This window comes from Pimelobacter simplex (genome assembly GCF_900114845.1).
Taxonomy (GTDB): domain Bacteria; phylum Actinomycetota; class Actinomycetes; order Propionibacteriales; family Nocardioidaceae; genus Nocardioides; species Nocardioides simplex.
Genome location: NZ_FOUK01000002.1, coordinates 306,442 through 321,962 on the forward strand (window position 1 = coordinate 306,442; position 15,521 = coordinate 321,962).

The following is a 15,521-nucleotide window of genomic DNA, read 5'->3' on the forward strand; positions in this document are numbered from 1 at the left end:
TCGAACTCCCGATCCCTCGGTGGCGGCGCTCAGGCAGAGTTCTGCGCATCGGGGAAGCACTCCCCGGGGACAACGAACAAACAGTGCACAGGGAGAACCCGATGATCCAGTACCTCCAGATCCTGCTCAACGCCCGCCTCGCCAAGATGGACGAGCGTGGCGCCACGGCCGTCGAGTACGGCCTGCTGGTGGCGCTCATCGCAGCCGTCATCATCGGCGCCGTGGTCATCCTCGGCGGGAAGCTCAACAACGCCTTCACCGAGGTCAACAACAGCCTCAACGGCGCCGGCAAGTGAGCCAGCCCGCGGGCTGAGCCACCTGACCACCGATCGACCGACGGCCGCGTCACCTCCTGGGTGACGCGGCCGATCGCATCCTGCCCCACCCCACCCTGGAGAGACGTCGTGACCGAAGGCGCACCACGCAACGAGCGCGGCGCGTCCGCCGTGGAGTACGGGCTGCTGATCGCGCTCATCGCCGCTGTGATCTTCGGCGCCGTCCTCCTCCTGGGCGGCCAGGTCGGGGACCTCTTCGACGGCACCAACACCAGCCTCGACAACGCGATCAGTCCGTAGCGTCCTTCGCGTCGTCGAACGGGCCCGCCAACCCGATCCGCTGCAGGACCGTGGGGTGCGAGCCGAACCACCACTGCGACCACGCCGGAGGTGTGGGGTCGGCGTGGGATCGCAGGGCCAGACGGCGCTGCAGGTCGACGAACGCCTGGGGGGCCTTCGTCACCTCCAGCGCCGTCTGATCGGCCCTGGTCTCCAGCTGGCGGCTGATCCCGTTCTGGACGGGCGCCGCGACGAGCGTGCCGATCGCGACCAGGGCCAGGACCCGGGGCACCACGCCCACCCCGCCCGCGTACGACGGATCGGCGCCGGCTCCCGGTGCGCCACCATCACGACCGTCACCGTCGTCGCCGTCCGGACGCCGGCGCAGCGGCACCGGCAGGAGCAGGCCCAGGAGGCCGACGCCGAGCAGCGCGCCCGCGGCGCCGAGGGCGGTGCCGGTCATCACGTCGTCGTACTTGGCGTGCGCGAGCTCGTGGGCGACCACCGAGAGCGTCTCGTCGGTCGGCGAGCTGTCGACCAGGGTGTCGTAGAGGACCACCCGGCGGGTCTGGCCGAAGCCGGAGACGTAGGCGTTGAGCGTGGTCGTCCGTCGTGACGCGTCGGCGACGAGGACGTCGTCGACGGCGACGTCCTCCTGCTGGGCCAGAGCGAGGATCTGGGTGCGGAGGGGACCGTCGGGCAGCGGCGTGAAGTGGTTGAAGACCGGCTCGACGACGATCGGGTAGACGAACGAGCCGAGCACGACCAGGCCGGCCGCGGCGAGGCCGGCGACGGCGGGCCAGAGGCGGGGCAGCCGGCGGATGCAGGCGACCAGGGCGATCACGGCGAGCGCCGTGCTCACGACGGTGACGAGGTCGCCCTTGAGGACGTCGAGCGCCCAGTCCCCCCACGAGCCCGCGGCCAGGCCCTCGTCGAGGCGGAGCCGGCGCAGCGCGATCCCGAAGGGCAGCGTGACCAGCGACCCGACGAGCGTCAGGACGGCGACCACGACCACCACGCGCACCCACCACCAGCCGCGGAGCCCGGCGACCAGCGCCCGGCCGGTCCGGCCGAAGCCCAGCCAGCAGGCGACGGCCAGCGAGACCACGAGCCCCGACCAGCTCCACAGCCGGCCCCACAGCGCGAAGTGCTCGGCGCGGTCGATCTCGGCCCGGCTGAACACCGACGACGCGGCGACCGGGTCCGGGAGGCCGCCGGGGACCGGGTGCCAGGGCACCCGGGTGGTCGCGATGAGGATGAACGCCGCGGCGCCGATCAGGACCGTGCCGAGGGCGACCCGCCGCACTGCCGCTCGGTTCTCCACGGCCCCAGGGTAGGGCGCCGGTCCAGCCCGGTCGTCACCTGCCGACGTCGGCGACGTCGGCGAGCCGGTCGCGCCAGGCGGAGGTCAGGTCCCGCTCGCTCCACCCGAAGCCGGCGCGCAGCGCCGCGGCGAAGTCGTCGCCCTCGAGCACCTGGCGGTAGAGGTCGACCAGCGCGCCCTCGCCGCGGTGGTCCGCCAGCGTCACGCAGACCAGCCAGGCCGCCTCGTAGACGGCCCCCAGGTGGCTCGCCGCCGGGTCGAAGTCGCTGGTGGCCGGCAGTGCGTCCGGGAGACCGTCGGCGCGGACCTGGCGGGCGATCTGGCCGGCCGTGCGGCTCGTCGGCAGGTCGACGTCGCGCAGCGCGACGTAGTCAGCGAAGCCCTCGACCAGCCACATCGGCGCCCGCTGGGCCAGCGGCGCCGCCGTCACGGCGTGGACGGCCTCGTGGGTCATCACGACCTGGGCGGCGACGGGGTCGAGGCCGTCGTACACGGGACGGTCGAGGAAGACGTGGATCGGGCTGCCCTCGACCGCGACGCCGTCGACCGGCGCGGTGATCGCGGCGATCGTGTCGTAGCGGCCCGGCTCGACGCCCAGCGCCCGGTGCAGGCCGGCGCTGTCGGCCGGGACCTCGACCACGAGGCCGGTGTCGCCGCCGACGACCGCGCGGACCTGCTCGAGCGCCCGGCGCGCCGCCGGCAGGTAGCGCCGTGCCTGGGCGGGCTCGGCCGCCGCGACGAGCACCTGGCCCGCCCGCCGTACGTCGAGCGGACCGCCGAGCCACAGCGGGAGCCGTCCCTGGCCGGCGCCGACCGCGGCGATCGTGGCACCGCCGTCGGCGAAGGAGAACGGGACCTCGGTCCGCGCCGAGGCGGCGTCGAAGCCCTCGACCCGCCAGGTGAGCGCGACCTGGCCGTCCCAGCCGTCGCTGCCGCTGGTCCGGCCGGTCTCGGTGACGTAGCGCAGGGTCACGTCACCCAGTCGCAGTGCGCCGGCGTTGGCCACGAGCGCGGCGAGCAGGGTCGAGGCGTCGGCGTCCGCACCGAGCGCGCCGGCCGCGTCGCCGTCCCCGGCGGCGATCGCGTCCTGGACCGCGGCCACCGTCGCGGCCGCGGTGACCGGGTCGGCGACGTCGCTCGTGCCCGGCGGGCGCGGCGCGACGTAGTCGTCGTTCGAGCACCCGCCCGCGACGAGCGCGACGGCGAGCAGCAGGGCCGGGAGGACCCGCATGGTCATGGGCTGCCCCCCGAACAGTCCCCGCGGGCTCAGCCCGGGCGGACTGCTCCGGCGTAGGGCATCTCGTCGAGGTCGGAGACCTTGACGCCCGCGCCGGGGTTGGCGGCGTGGACGATCATGCCGTTGCCGAGGTAGATGCCGACGTGGCTGATCGGGCTGTAGTAGAAGACGAGGTCGCCCGGCTGCAGGTCGCTCTTCGCGACGTGCGCACCGCTGCTGTACTGCGCCCGCGACGAGTGCGGGAGGCTGACGTCGGCCTGGGCGTAGGCCATCATCGTCAGGCCGGAGCAGTCGAAGGCGTTGGGACCCGCGGCACCCCAGACGTAGGCGTCGCCCACCTGGGCGAGGGCGTACTTGATCGCGATCGCAGCGCGGCCGCTGGCCGGGATCGACGAGGCGTCGACCGGGCGGCCGGAGTCGCGGGACAGGATCTCGGCGCGCTGCTCGGCCTCGAGCTTGGAGAGCAGCTCCTTGGCCTCGGCCAGCTTGGCGTCGGCCGTCTTCTTCTGCTCGGAGAGCGTGTCCTTGAGGTCGGCGATGTCGTCGCGGCGCTTCTCGGTCTGGTCCTTGCGGATCGAGTAGGCCTTCAGCTCGGTGCCGTAGGACGACAGCAGGGAGTTCTGCAGGTCGCCGACGGTGGCGCTGGTGGAGAGCTCGTCGAGGAAGCCCTCGGAGTCGGAGGCCAGCAGCTCGCCGGCCGGGCCGAGGCCGCCGGACTGGTAGCGCTGGATGATCGAGGCGCGCACGTCGGAGCGGACGCCGTCGAGCGCGTCGCCCTGGCGGGACTGGTCGGCCTCGAGGGAGCTGAGGTCGTCGTTGAGCTCGTCGAGCTCGAGCCGGGCGTCGTTGTAGCGCTCGGCGGCCTGCTCGGACTCGTGGAAGAGCCGGTCGACCTTGGCCCGCACGGTCTCGATGTCCGGCTTCGCCTGCGCCGGGCTGCCGGACGCACTCACGCCGAACGTGATGGCTCCGGTGACGGCGAGTGCTGCGAGCGCAGCGGTGGTACGTGTCCGGCCGTTCAGCACGAGCTGGCGGTCCCCTCTGGTTGTCGTACGCCTACCGGGTGAGCTGACGGATTCGGGCACGACTCGCCCTACCCGCACTCCTCGCTCCCCCGCCGTCCGGTCGGACGTCGTGGTCGCACCTCGTGCGGGATTCACCCCAGAGTGGTTGGTTCCCCGGCTCCGGGACCCCGAGTGGTCCCAGACTCAGCGCGGTGCCCGCGCGGGTCGGTCGACCCACTACCTCGGACACCTGATCGAGCAGCCTAACGGCGCCCACGGGCGAGGCCAAACCCCGCCTCGCGTGTTGGGGACGAAATCGCTCGTCACTCCCGTCACATGCGTCGCATCGGCCTCACCCGCCTCTCCGGTCCCGGATGCGGCGGCGCCGACCGCCGCCACCTCCCGGGCGCCGCGGGTCGATCCGGAGCACGGGCGGACGCCCCGGGTCGGACCGCCGGGCCCTCATGCCGACTCCACCTGCGGCCCGTCGACCGGCCGCACCAGCCGCAGCGGGGGCACGAGCCCGCCGTCGGCCAGCACGTCGAGGGCGCGCAGCTCGTCGTCGTCGATCATCAGCTCGGGCGGCGGCCCGAGCAGCACGGTGACCACGCAGTCGTGGCAGGCCAGGCCGCGTACCACGCACGTGTCGCAATCGATCCTTGTCGTCATGGGCAGGACCGTGCCAGGAGGGCCCGACACAAACCCCCCGCGCCGCCTCCCGAGCGCCTCCCGAACGCCTCCGCGGGCCCTCGCCGGCCCGGCCCGGGAGCCCGGGCGCATCCTCGATCCGGGCGGCCCGCGGCCGCGCTCCCGGGTTGTGTCGGACCCTCGGCCTACCGTCGCTCCATGACCACTGCCCCTCCTGCGTCCCGCCACCGGTGGGAGCTGCAGCGCGGCTTCGACGAGCTCGGCCGCCCGCTGCGCGACGTGACCTTCTGCGTGGTCGACCTCGAGACCACGGGCGGCTCCCCCGGCGACGGCGACCAGATCACCGAGATCGGCGCGGTCAAGGTGCGCGGAGGCGAGGTGCTCGGCGAGTTCCAGACCCTGGTCAACCCGCACACGGCGATCCCCGCGTTCATCGCGGTGCTCACCGGCATCACCAACGGCATGGTCGCCGACGCGCCGCCCATCGAGGCCGCCCTGCCGGCGTTCCTCGAGTTCGCGGCCGGCTCGGTGCTGGTCGCCCACAACGCGCGGTTCGACGTCGGCTTCCTCAAGAACGACGCCCGGCGCCTCGACCTCATCTGGCCCGACTTCGAGATCCTCGACACGGTCAAGCTCGCCCGGCACGTGGTGACCCGCGACGAGTCGCCCAACCACAAGCTGTCCTCGCTGGCTCGCGTCTTCCGGTCGGGCACGACGCCCAACCACCGCGCGCTCGAGGACGCCCGGGCCACCGTCGATGTGCTCCACGGCCTCATGGAGCGACTCGGCGGGCTCGGCGTCCAGACGCTCGAGGAGCTGCAGGGCTACTCCGCCAAGGTCGCCTCCGTGGCGCGGCGCAAGCGGCACCTGGCCGACCACCTCCCCCACGCGCCGGGCGTCTACCTGTTCCGCGACGAGAGCGCGCGGGTCCTCTACATCGGGACGTCGCGCGACCTGCGCCGGCGGGTCCGCAGCTACTTCACCGCCTCCGAGAAGCGCTCCCGCATCGGCGAGATGGTGCAGATCGCGGCGTCGGTCAGCGCCATCGAGTGCGCGACCCCGCTCGAGGCGTCCGTGCGCGAGCTGCGGCTGATCGCCGAGCACAAGCCGCCCTACAACCGCCGCTCGCGCCACCCCGAGAAGGTCACCTGGCTCAAGCTGACCCGCGAGGCGTGGCCGCGGCTCTCGCTGGTCAAGCGGGTGCTCGACGACGACGCCGACTACCTCGGGCCGTTCTCGTCCAAGGCGGCCGCCGAGAGCTCGCTGGCCGCGCTCCACGAGGTGTTCCCGATCCGCCAGTGCCGCGACCGGCTGGCCCGCAAGCCGCAGCGCAGCGCCTGCGTGCTGGCCGAGATGGGGCGCTGCCTGTCCCCCTGCGACGGCAGCGTCGACCCGCAGACCTACGCCGCCGTCGTCCGCCAGCTGCGCGACACGCTGCTGCGCCGTCCCGACGACGTGGTCGACCTGGTCCACGCCCGGATGAGCGCGCTCGCCGACGAGGAGCGCTTCGAGGAGGCCGCCCACCACCGCGACCGGCTGGCCGACTTCGTCCGGGCCGCCGCCCGCACCCAGCGGCTCACCGCGCTCACCGGCTGTCCCGAGGTCGTCGCCGCCCGCCGCGAGGACGACGGCCGCTGGGCGGTGCACGTCGTGCGGCACGGCCGGCTGGCCGCGGCCGGCGTGATCCCGGCGGGCACCGACGCGGTGAGCTACGTCGAGGGGCTGCGGGCCAGCGCCGAGACGGTGCTGCCCACGATCGGCCCGACCCCGGCGGCGACGGCCGAGGAGTCCGAGCAGATCCTGCGCTGGCTCGAGTCCCCCGGGGTCCGGCTGGTCGAGGTGGTCGGCGAGTGGGCGTGCCCGGTCCAGGGCGCCGGACGCCACGCCCGCCGATCGGCCGGCGCCACGAAGGAGTCGCCCCTGGAGCAGTGAGCGAACACTAGAGTGAGCCCATGATCACCGCCATCGTCTTCGTCCAGGCCGAGACCGCTCGGATCCCCGAGGTCGCCGAGGCGATCGCGGCGCTGGAGGGCGTGAGCGAGGTCTACTCGGTGACCGGCCAGATCGACCTGATCGCGCTGGTCCGGGTCAGCTCGCACGACGACATCGCGACCGTGGTCGCCGACCGGCTCAACAAGGTCGACGGCGTCGTCGACACCGAGACCCACATCGCGTACCGCGCCTACTCCCGCCACGACCTCGAGGCAGCGTTCTCGCTCGGGCTCGACTAGCCGGCGCCCGTCCGACGCCCGCGTGCCGTCCGTCGTGCCCGACCGGCCTGCTGCGCCCCCGGCGCCTCGCTTCCCGCTGCTCGCGCGGGTCGCGCCGCCGCTGGCCGGCGTGCTGCTGGCGGTCCTGCTCGTGGCGTTGGTACGTCGTCCGTTCCGGGCGTTCGACACGTACTTCCACCTGCGCTTCGGTGAGGAGTTCCGGCACGACTGGTCGATCGCCCACCCGGGCCAGCTCAGCACCGCCTCGACGGCCGACTGGGTGCCGACCCAGTGGCTGGCCCAGGTGGTCCTGTCCTGGATCGCGGACCGGGCGGGGACGACCGGCCTGGTGGTGACGTTCGCGGTGCTCGTGGCCGGGTTCGCAGCGGCCGTGCACCTGCTCCTGCGCCGCCGGACCGGGCCCGGGACGGCGGTCGCGCTGACCGCGGTGGTGGTGCTCGGGTGCCTGCCGAGCCTGTCGCTGCGCCCGCAGCTGCTGAGCTACCTGTTCCTGGTCGTCGTCCTCGTCGCCTGGGACCGGGCCCGCGAGAGCGGCCGCGCGCCCTGGCCGCTCGTCCCGCTGGCCTGGCTGTGGGCGACGTGCCACGGCATGTGGATCCTGGGCGTCGGCACCGCGGCCGTGCTGGCAGTGGCGGTCTGCCTCGAGCGGCGCCCGGACCGCGGCTCGACGCTGCGCCTGCTCGCCGTCCCGGTGGGGATGCTGGTCGCGGCGCTGCTCACCCCGGTCGGCCCCCGCCTCCTCGGGGCGGTGGCCCTGGTCAGCTCGCGCGCCGACCACTTCGAGGAGTGGAGCGCGCCCGCGCTGATCAGCGTCGGCGCCGCGCCGCTGACGCTGCTGCTGGTGGCGGCCGTGGTGCTGATGGTCCGCCGCCGCGAGGGTGCGCGTCCCTACGACCTGGCGCTGCTCGCGCTGGGCGGCGGCTTCGCGGTCTACTCCGGGCGCACGGTGCCGCTGGCACTGGTCGTCCTGGCCGCGGTCGTCGCGGCCGAGCTGAGCGCGTTGCGCGCCACCCCCCGCCCACCCGTACGACGACCCGAGCTCGCCGTCGTCGCGGCCCTGGCGCTGGCCGTGGTCGCGGTCGCGCCCGCGCAGTCGCTGCTCGACGACCCGGCGGCGGACGTCCGCCCGTTCCGCGACCGCCTGGAGGCCCTGGCCCCGGGCAGCGTCGTGCTGACCGACCGCGAGACCGGGGCGGTGCTGCTGTGGACCGAGCCGGCGCTCGACGTCCCGCTGCACGGCTACGGCGACGTCTACACCGATGCCGAGCTCGACCGGTACGACGACCTGGAGCGCCTCGTCCCGGGCTGGGACGCCACGCTGGCGCGGCTCTCCCTCACGGCGGCCCTGCTGCCCGACGACGCACCGCTGGCCGGCGGCCTGCGCCAGGCCGGGTGGAGCGTCGCCCAGCACGCGGGCGACCTGGTCTACCTCACGCCGCCGCCCGCCGGCTGAGCACGACCGCCCGCGGGCTGAGCACGACGAGCGCCCACGGCACCGCGGATCAGCGCGCGGTGGCCGCGACCCAGCGCTCGAGCGTGGCGCGGGCAGCGCCGGAGTCGATGGCCTGCGCGGCGCGGGCGATCCCGGCGGGCAGTGCGGTCCCGACCGGCTCGCCGGGGGCGTCGTAGACGGCGAGCGCGGCGCCGGCGTTGAGCAGGACGGCGTCGCGGACGGGTCCGGTCGTGCCGTCGAGCAGGCGCAGGACGACGTCGGCGTTGTGGGCCGCGTCGCCGCCGCGCAGGTCCTCGGTGGTGGCCGGCGCGAGGCCGAGATCGGCCGGGTCGACGGTCACCTGGGTGACCTCGCCCTCGTGGACGACCCACAGCTGCGAGGTGGTGGTCGTGGTGAGCTCGTCGAGCCCGTCGTCGCCGCGGAAGACCCAGGCGTCGACACCGCGCCGGGCGAAGACGCCGGCCATCACGGGGGCGAGCCGGGCGTCGGCGCAGCCGATCGCCTGGGCGGCGGGCTTGGTGGGGTTGGCCAGGGGGCCGAGCACGTTGAAGGCGGTGCCGATGCCGAGCTCGCGGCGGGGCACGGCGGCGTGGCGCATGGCCGGGTGGAAGAGCGCGGCGAAGCAGAAGGTGATGCCCGCCTCCTCGGCGACCTCGGCGACCCGCTCGGCGGGGAGGTCCAGGCGGACGCCGAGCGCCTCGAGGACGTCGGCGGTGCCGGACTGCGAGGACGCCGAGCGGTTGCCGTGCTTGACCACGCGCGCGCCGGCTCCGGCGGCGACGATCGCGGACATGGTGGAGATGTTGACCGAGAACGACCGGTCGCCGCCGGTGCCGACGACGTCGAGGACCCGGCCGGGCACCGAGATGGGGGTCATCACGTCGTACATTGCGTCGACGAGCCCGGTGAGCTCCTCGGTCGACTCTCCCTTGGCGCGCAGGGCGACGACGAAGCCGGCGATCTGCGCGGGGGTGGCGGAGCCGGCGAGGATCTCGCCCATCGCCCAGGTCGCCTGGGCAGGGGTCAGGTCCTCCCCGGCGACGAGCGCGCCGAGGACGTCAGGCCAGGTCGCCACGTCAGGCGGGGACGCGGGCGCGGAGCAGCGAGACGACCGCCTCCGCGAGCTGGATCGGGTCGATCGGGTGCGGGACGGCGGCGTCGGCACGCGACCAGGTGGCCAGCCAGGCGTCCTGAGGCCGCCCGGTGAGCACGAGGAGCGGGGGGCAGTCGCGGATCTCGTCCTTGAGCTGCTTGGCGATGCCCATGCCGCCGGCGGGGACCGCCTCACCGTCGAGGATGGCGAGCGCGAGGTGCCCGGCGTCCATGTTCTGGATGACGACGGGCTCGGTGGCCACCTCGACGTACTCCAGCTCGGGCAGGTCGGGGTGCGGCCGGCGGCCCAGCGCCAGGATGACCTGCTCGCGGGTGTGCACGTCGTCGCTGTAGACGAGCACCTTCAGGGTCTTCGTGGAGCTCACTCGCGCGATGCTACTCGGACGGGGGCCGCTCCGGGGGCGCGCCCTCCGTCGCGGCGAGCCGCTGATGCTCCAGCTGCTCGCGTCGCTCGAGCCGGTCGAGGCGCCGGTCCTCGCGCTGGGCCTCCTTGACCGAGGAGCGCACCCACTGCGCGAAGAGCACGACGAAGAAGACCAGGCCGACCAGGTCGCCGGCGCCCCAGAGGATGCCGCCGGCGAGGCGCTGGTCGGCGGCAGGGTCGGGCAGCCAGGCGCCGAGCGGGCCGTCGTGGAGGGACGGGTACCAGTCGCCGCCGAGCAGCGTCGACTGCCCCATGATCGTCACGCCCAGGAAGGCGTGGAACGGCAGCGTCAGCACCGTCAGCAGCACCCGGAACGGGTGGGCGACGCGCCCGGGCAGCGGGTCGACGCCCACGATCGGCCAGAAGAAGAGCGCGCCGACCAGGACCAGGTGGACGTGCATCATCTCGTGCACGTACGTCGAGCGGAGCGAGGCGTCGTACCAGCCGGAGAAGTAGAGCGCCCACGGCGAGAGCACGTAGAGGGCGAACGCCAGCGGCGGGAAGCCGAGCACCTTGGCCACCCGGGAGTGCAGGACGGCGAGCAGCCAGCCGCGCGGGGTCCGGGGCAGCGTGCGCAGCGCGAGCGTCACCGGCGCGCCGAGCGCCAGCGAGAGCGGCACGACCATCGAGAGCACCATGTGCTGGACCATGTGGACGCTCACCAGCACCGTGTCGTACGCCGCGAGGCCGGACGAGGTCGCCACGTAGAAGGCGAGCATCCCGATCAGCCAGGCGATCGTGCGGCCCACCGGCCAGGCGTCCCCACGCCGGCGCAGCGACGCCACGCCGACCAGGTAGAGCCCGGTCGCCCAGACCGTGACCACCAGCGGCAGCGGCTCGAGCCCCCACTGGCTCCAGAACGTGCCCGCGCCGAAGGGCGGGAGGTCCTGGATGCTCCCGGCGGCGACCACCAGCTCGACTTGCACGGTCGTGCTACCTCTCGTTCGAAGCCTGTTCGAGCGTAGGACGCACCGGGGAACGCGCCAGAACAGGGGGTCGAGGTGCCGACGTCGACGCGAACCGCCATAATGGCGCCCGTGGCGATCTCAGCTTCGGCATCTCTTCCTGCCTCGCGCCTTCACGGCCAGCACGACCGACCCAGCATGGTGGCGGTCGGCACCATCATCTGGCTGTCCAGCGAGCTCATGTTCTTCGCGGCGCTCTTCGCGTCGTACTTCACGATCCGCTCGGTCTCGCCCGAGATGTGGTCGCAGAACACCGAGCTGCTGAACGTCCCCTTCGCGTCGATCAACACCACGATCCTGGTGCTGTCGTCCTTCACCTGCCAGCTCGGCGTCTTCGCCGCCGAGCGCGGCCAGGTGAGCCGGGCGGGGTCGCTGCTCCAGGTGGGCAAGTGGGGCCTGCGCGAGTGGTTCATCCTCACCTACGTGATGGGCGCCATCTTCGTCGGCGGCCAGGCGCTCGAGTACGCCGAGCTGATCCACGAGGGCGTCACGATCCCGCACGACGCCTACGGCACGATGTTCTACCTGACCACCGGCTTCCACGGCATCCACGTGACCGGCGGTCTCATCGCCTTCCTCTTCGTCCTCGGCCGCACCTACGTGGCCAAGCGGTTCACCCATGAGCAGGCGGTCAGCGCGATCGTCGTGTCCTACTACTGGCACTTCGTCGACGTCGTCTGGATCGGGCTCTTCGCCACGATCTACCTGATCAAGTGACGGCGGTGCCCACCGTGACGAAGAACTGTTGGACTCCCGCCCCGACCCGGACTCTCAAGGACTGATTGTGCGCCTTCTGAACCGCTCCGCCGGTCGCCTCTCCCGGCACCGCCGCGGCCCGATCGCCGGCCTCCTGGTGCTGGTCTGCGGCCTGCTGCTGACCGGTGGCATGTACGCCGCCTTCGCGCCGGCCCAGGCCGACTCGAACCAGAGCCAGGAAGAGCTGGTCAAGGAGGGCCGCGAGCTCTTCCTCGTCGGCTGCGCCTTCTGCCACGGCCAGAACGGTGAGGGCGTCCTCACCCAGGGCGGCTCGCAGTACGGTCCCGCGCTGACCGACGTCGGCTCCGCCGCCGTCGACTTCCAGGTCGGCACCGGCCGCATGCCGATGGCCCAGCCCGGCGCGCAGGCGCCGCGCAAGGAGGTCGTCTACACCAAGGACGAGATCGCCGCCCTCTCGGCGTACGTCGGCTCGCTCGGCACCGGCCCGCAGATCCCCGACGCGGAGCTCTACTCCACCGACGGCATGAGCCAGAAGGACGTCGACGAGCTCGTCTCGCGCGGCGGCCAGATCTTCCTCGCCAACTGCACCGCGTGCCACAACTTCGAGGGCTCCGGCGGCGCCATGCCGCGCGGCGGCTTCGCGCCCAAGATCCGCGGCGTCGACTCCAAGCACATCTACGAGGCGATGCTGACCGGTCCCCAGTCGATGGACACCTTCTCCGACGGCAACATCCCGCCGGAGGACAAGAAGGCGGTCATCGCCTACCTCAACGAGCTCAACGACGCCCCGAGCTACAGCGGCTTCACGCTGGGCAGCCTCGGCCCGGTGAGCGAGGGCATCATCGCCTGGGTCGGTGGCCTCGGCATCCTGGTCGGCTTCGCCGTCTGGATCGCGGCCCACACCACCCGCTCGAGCAAGAAGAAGGACGAGGCGGCAGCGTGAGCGACGCACACGACACCCACTCCCCCCAGGGCGGAGAGATCGTGCCCACCGGGCCGATCGCCGACCCGGGGCTCCCGGACCACCAGTGGCGGCCGACCGACGTCGACCCCGCCAAGGAGAAGCGCGCCGAGCGCCAGGTGGCGATCCTCTTCGGCCTCTCCGCGGTCAGCACGGTGGCCTTCCTGGTCGCCTACTTCACCTTCGACATCGGCGACAACTGGGACGTCATCGGCGGCTTCGGTGCCTCCACGATGGCGCTCGGCCTGACCCTCGGTCTCGCGCTGCTGTTCATCGGCGTCGGCGTCATCCACTGGGCCCGCAAGCTCATGGCCGACCACGAGATCTCCGAGCTGCGCCACCCGGCCCGCTCCAGCGACGACGACCGCGAGGTCGCCGTCCAGGCGCTCACCGACGGCATCAACGAGTCCGGCATCGGCCGCCGTCCGCTCATCCGCAACTCGCTGCTGGGTGCGGTCGGCCTGCTCGGCCTGCCGGCGATCGTGATGCTGCGCGACCTCGGCCCGCTGCCGGGCAAGAAGCTGTACCACACGATCTGGGGCAGCGGCACGAAGCAAGCCCCCATGCGGATCGTCCGCGACGGCATCTGGACCCCGATCCTCGCCTCGGACCTCGAGATCGGCGACCTGGTCAACTGCCAGCCCGACGCGCTGCACAACCCCGAGCGCTACGGCATCGACCCCTCCGAGGTCGAGGGCGTCAACCTGCAGATCCACAAGTCGAAGGCGTCGCTGATCCTGCTCCGGATGAACCCGGGCGACATCAAGCCGGGCAAGGCCGCCGACGGCAGCAGCCGGGCCAACTGGACGGTCGACGGCATCGTCGCGTACTCGAAGATCTGCACCCACGTCGGCTGCCCGATCTCCCTGAACGAGCGCACGACGCACCACCTGCTGTGCCCGTGCCACCAGTCCACCTTCGACCTGGCGGACTCCGGCCGCGTCGTGTTCGGCCCGGCCGGCCGCCCGCTGCCGCAGCTGGCCATCTCGGTCGACGACGAGGGCTACCTCGTCGCGCAGCACGACTTCGACGAACCGGTCGGCCCGAGCTTCTGGGAGCGTGACTACTATGAGCGTTGATGTGAGCAAGGTCGCCACGACCAACGGTTCCACCCCCGCGACCACCAAGGGCGCTCAGCGCGCCGGTGCCATCGCCAACTGGGCCGACGAGCGCCTCGGCCTCGGCAGCGCCATGAAGAAGAACATCCGCAAGGTGTTCCCGGACCACTGGTCCTTCATGCTCGGCGAGATCGCGCTGTGGAGCTTCGTCGTCCTGCTGCTGACCGGCGTCTTCCTCACGCTCTGGTTCGACCCGAGCATGACCGAGATCCAGTACAACGGCTCCTACGACCCGCTCCGCGGCGTCCACATGTCCTCGGCCATGGCCTCCACGCTCGACATCTCGTTCGACGTGCGCGGCGGTCTGCTCATGCGGCAGATGCACCACTGGGCCGCGATGATCTTCATCGCCTCGATGATGATCCACATGCTCCGGGTCTACCTGACCGGCGCCTTCCGCAAGCCGCGCGAGGTCAACTGGATCATCGGCTGCCTGCTGCTGCTGCTCGGCACGATCGAGGGCTTCACCGGCTACTCGCTCCCCGACGACCTGCTCTCGGGCACCGGCGTCCGGGCCGCGGACGGCTTCATGAAGGCCACCCCGGTGGTCGGCACCTACATGTCGTTCTTCCTGTTCGGCGGCGAGTTCCCGGGTGACGCGATCATCCCGCGGTTCTACGCCATGCACATCCTGCTCATCCCGGGCCTGCTGCTCGCCCTGATCGCCGCGCACATGCTGCTGCTCGTCTACCACAAGCACACGCAGTGGCCTGGTCCCGGCCGGACCGAGCAGAACGTCGTCGGCTACCCGATGCTCCCCGTGTACGCGGCCAAGGCCGGTGGCTTCTTCTTCATCGTCTTCGGCGTCACCGCGCTCATGGGCGGCCTGTTCTCCATCAACAACGTCTGGAAGCTCGGCCCCTACGACCCGTCCAAGGTCACCGCGGGCTCGCAGCCGGACTGGTACATGGGCTGGCCCGACGGCCTGCTCCGGATCATCCCGCCCTGGGAGACGCACCTGTGGGGCATCACGATCTCGTGGAACGTCATGCTCCCGATCCTCGTCATGCCGCCGCTGATGCTGATGATCCTGATGGCACTGCCGTTCATCGAGTCCTGGCTCACCGGTGACAAGCGGGAGCACCACCTGCTCCAGCGTCCCCGCAACGCCCCGACCCGCACGGCGATCATGGTCGCGCTGATGACCTTCTACGGCCTCTCGTGGGCCGCGGGCGGCAACGACATCATCGCGATCAAGCTCCACCTGAGCATCAACCAGATCACGTACTTCATGCGGGGTGCGGTCTTCATCGGACCGGTCATCGCCTTCATCATCACGCGGCGCTGGTGCATCTCGCTCCAGCGTCACGACGAGGGCAAGCTGCTCCACGGCTTCGAGTCCGGCGTCCTGGTCCGCTCCCCCGAGGGCGGCTACGCCGAGAAGCACCTGCCGCTCCCCGAGGGCCAGGCCTACACCCTCACGGCGCGCGACGACGACCCCGTCCCGGAGACCCCGGAGCAGATCGAGGCCAGCGGTGCCACCGGACGCGACCTCCGCGCCCGCAAGCTCCGCGCCCGGCTCGCGACGCTGTTCTTCGCGGACAACGTCCAGAAGCCGACCGCCGAGGAGATCCACGAGGCCCAGCACCACGCCGAGCACGAGCTCCACGAGCTCGAGTCGCAGATCGCCGCCGGTCCCAACCGACACGGTCCGGCGGACCACTGAGCCGATCCGGCTGAACCCCACCGTGGCCCCGAGCCCCGCATCGCGCGGGGGTCGGGGCCACGGTCGTCTCCGGGGCGCGGGGGTCCCGGTTCCGGCCATTCCCCCG

General features: G+C 72.5%; 16 protein-coding genes and 1 riboswitch. Of the genes, 9 read left to right on the top strand and 7 right to left on the bottom strand.

The genetic code is table 11. The features are described from left to right. Positions 1-101 precede the first annotated feature (101 nt). Both BM223_RS09055 and BM223_RS09060 read left to right on the top strand, forming a co-directional pair. Complete coding sequence (locus BM223_RS09055) at positions 102-296, top strand: Flp family type IVb pilin (protein ID WP_038678268.1); 195 nt, start codon at positions 102-104, stop codon at positions 294-296. A 108-nt stretch (positions 297-404) separates the two neighbouring features. Then, entirely contained in the window at positions 405-575 is a 171-nt protein-coding gene (locus tag BM223_RS09060) for a Flp family type IVb pilin (RefSeq protein WP_082003632.1), read from the top strand. Here BM223_RS09060 and BM223_RS09065 read toward each other — a convergent pair. The 4 genes from BM223_RS09065 to BM223_RS09080 all read right to left on the bottom strand — a co-directional run bounded on the left by BM223_RS09065 (position 565) and on the right by BM223_RS09080 (position 4,788). Next, positions 565-1,878, bottom strand: coding sequence for a M48 family metalloprotease (locus BM223_RS09065; RefSeq protein ID WP_038678266.1), 1,314 nt, complete (start codon positions 1,876-1,878; stop codon positions 565-567). The two genes, BM223_RS09060 and BM223_RS09065, sit on opposite strands and share 11 nt — an antisense overlap. 34 nt (positions 1,879-1,912) lie before the next feature. After that, positions 1,913-3,115, bottom strand: a complete 1,203-nt coding sequence (locus BM223_RS09070) for a hypothetical protein (protein ID WP_038678265.1) — start codon at positions 3,113-3,115, stop codon at positions 1,913-1,915. A 29-nt stretch (positions 3,116-3,144) separates the two neighbouring features. Continuing rightward, the gene (locus tag BM223_RS09075; RefSeq protein ID WP_235319242.1) at positions 3,145-4,068 is read right to left on the bottom strand and encodes a C40 family peptidase; all 924 of its coding nucleotides are present in this window, start codon (positions 4,066-4,068) and stop codon (positions 3,145-3,147) included. A 98-nt stretch (positions 4,069-4,166) separates the two neighbouring features. Further along, a riboswitch (cyclic di-AMP (ydaO/yuaA leader) is annotated at positions 4,167-4,329 on the bottom strand. Between the two features lie 252 nt (positions 4,330-4,581). After that, positions 4,582-4,788: a hypothetical protein gene (locus BM223_RS09080; protein WP_038678262.1), complete on the bottom strand. Its 207-nt coding sequence runs from the start codon at positions 4,786-4,788 to the stop codon at positions 4,582-4,584. 177 nt (positions 4,789-4,965) lie between these two features. On the opposite strand from BM223_RS09080, the gene BM223_RS09085 reads away from it, so the two are divergent. From BM223_RS09085 to BM223_RS09095, 3 genes are read left to right on the top strand one after another with little or no spacing between them, the layout of a single operon-like run. Next, on the top strand, positions 4,966-6,699 hold the full coding sequence (locus BM223_RS09085; protein ID WP_038678260.1) for a DEDD exonuclease domain-containing protein: 1,734 nt from the start codon (positions 4,966-4,968) through the stop codon (positions 6,697-6,699). 20 nt (positions 6,700-6,719) lie between these two features. Continuing rightward, a complete protein-coding gene (locus tag BM223_RS09090; protein WP_038678258.1) occupies positions 6,720-6,998 on the top strand; it encodes an Lrp/AsnC family transcriptional regulator in 279 nt (92 codons plus the stop codon). 22 nt (positions 6,999-7,020) lie between these two features. Further along, positions 7,021-8,451: a hypothetical protein gene (locus tag BM223_RS09095; RefSeq protein ID WP_038678256.1), complete on the top strand. Its 1,431-nt coding sequence runs from the start codon at positions 7,021-7,023 to the stop codon at positions 8,449-8,451. A 49-nt stretch (positions 8,452-8,500) separates the two neighbouring features. On the opposite strand, the gene trpD is transcribed toward BM223_RS09095, so the two are convergent. From trpD to BM223_RS09110, 3 genes are read right to left on the bottom strand one after another with little or no spacing between them, the layout of a single operon-like run. After that, complete coding sequence (trpD, locus tag BM223_RS09100; RefSeq protein WP_038678255.1) at positions 8,501-9,526, bottom strand: anthranilate phosphoribosyltransferase; 1,026 nt, start codon at positions 9,524-9,526, stop codon at positions 8,501-8,503. A gap of 1 nt (position 9,527) precedes the next feature. Then, entirely contained in the window at positions 9,528-9,929 is a 402-nt protein-coding gene (locus BM223_RS09105; RefSeq protein ID WP_174249951.1) for an Rv3143 family two-component system response regulator, read from the bottom strand. A gap of 10 nt (positions 9,930-9,939) precedes the next feature. After that, entirely contained in the window at positions 9,940-10,914 is a 975-nt protein-coding gene (locus BM223_RS09110; protein ID WP_052138479.1) for a cytochrome c oxidase assembly protein, read from the bottom strand. A gap of 102 nt (positions 10,915-11,016) precedes the next feature. On the opposite strand from BM223_RS09110, the gene ctaE reads away from it, so the two are divergent. The 4 genes from ctaE to qcrB all read left to right on the top strand — a co-directional run bounded on the left by ctaE (position 11,017) and on the right by qcrB (position 15,415). Then, a complete protein-coding gene (ctaE, locus tag BM223_RS09115; protein ID WP_082003630.1) occupies positions 11,017-11,670 on the top strand; it encodes an aa3-type cytochrome oxidase subunit III in 654 nt (217 codons plus the stop codon). Positions 11,671-11,737: 67 nt separating this feature from the next. Beyond that, complete coding sequence (gene qcrC / locus BM223_RS09120; RefSeq protein WP_218030658.1) at positions 11,738-12,613, top strand: cytochrome bc1 complex diheme cytochrome c subunit; 876 nt, start codon at positions 11,738-11,740, stop codon at positions 12,611-12,613. Next, positions 12,610-13,710, top strand: coding sequence for a cytochrome bc1 complex Rieske iron-sulfur subunit (gene qcrA, locus BM223_RS09125; RefSeq protein ID WP_038678251.1), 1,101 nt, complete (start codon positions 12,610-12,612; stop codon positions 13,708-13,710). Before qcrC ends, qcrA begins: the two co-directional genes overlap by 4 nt. Further along, on the top strand, positions 13,700-15,415 hold the full coding sequence (gene qcrB / locus BM223_RS09130) for a cytochrome bc1 complex cytochrome b subunit (RefSeq protein ID WP_038678249.1): 1,716 nt from the start codon (positions 13,700-13,702) through the stop codon (positions 15,413-15,415). Before qcrA ends, qcrB begins: the two co-directional genes overlap by 11 nt. Positions 15,416-15,521 lie beyond the last annotated feature (106 nt).

What these genes read in the sequence shown, in the direction of transcription:
- BM223_RS09055 (WP_038678268.1), top strand. Translation starts at nt 102, where the DNA reads ATGATCCAGTACCTCCAGATCCTGCTCAACGCCCGCCTCGCCAAGATG.
- BM223_RS09070 (WP_038678265.1), bottom strand. Translation starts at nt 3,115, where the DNA reads ATGACCATGCGGGTCCTCCCGGCCCTGCTGCTCGCCGTCGCGCTCGTC.
- BM223_RS09080 (WP_038678262.1), bottom strand. Translation starts at nt 4,788, where the DNA reads ATGACGACAAGGATCGATTGCGACACGTGCGTGGTACGCGGCCTGGCC.
- BM223_RS09085 (WP_038678260.1), top strand. Translation starts at nt 4,966, where the DNA reads ATGACCACTGCCCCTCCTGCGTCCCGCCACCGGTGGGAGCTGCAGCGC.
- BM223_RS09090 (WP_038678258.1), top strand. Translation starts at nt 6,720, where the DNA reads ATGATCACCGCCATCGTCTTCGTCCAGGCCGAGACCGCTCGGATCCCC.
- ctaE (WP_082003630.1), top strand. Translation starts at nt 11,017, where the DNA reads ATGGCGCCCGTGGCGATCTCAGCTTCGGCATCTCTTCCTGCCTCGCGC.
- qcrB (WP_038678249.1), top strand. Translation starts at nt 13,700, where the DNA reads ATGAGCGTTGATGTGAGCAAGGTCGCCACGACCAACGGTTCCACCCCC.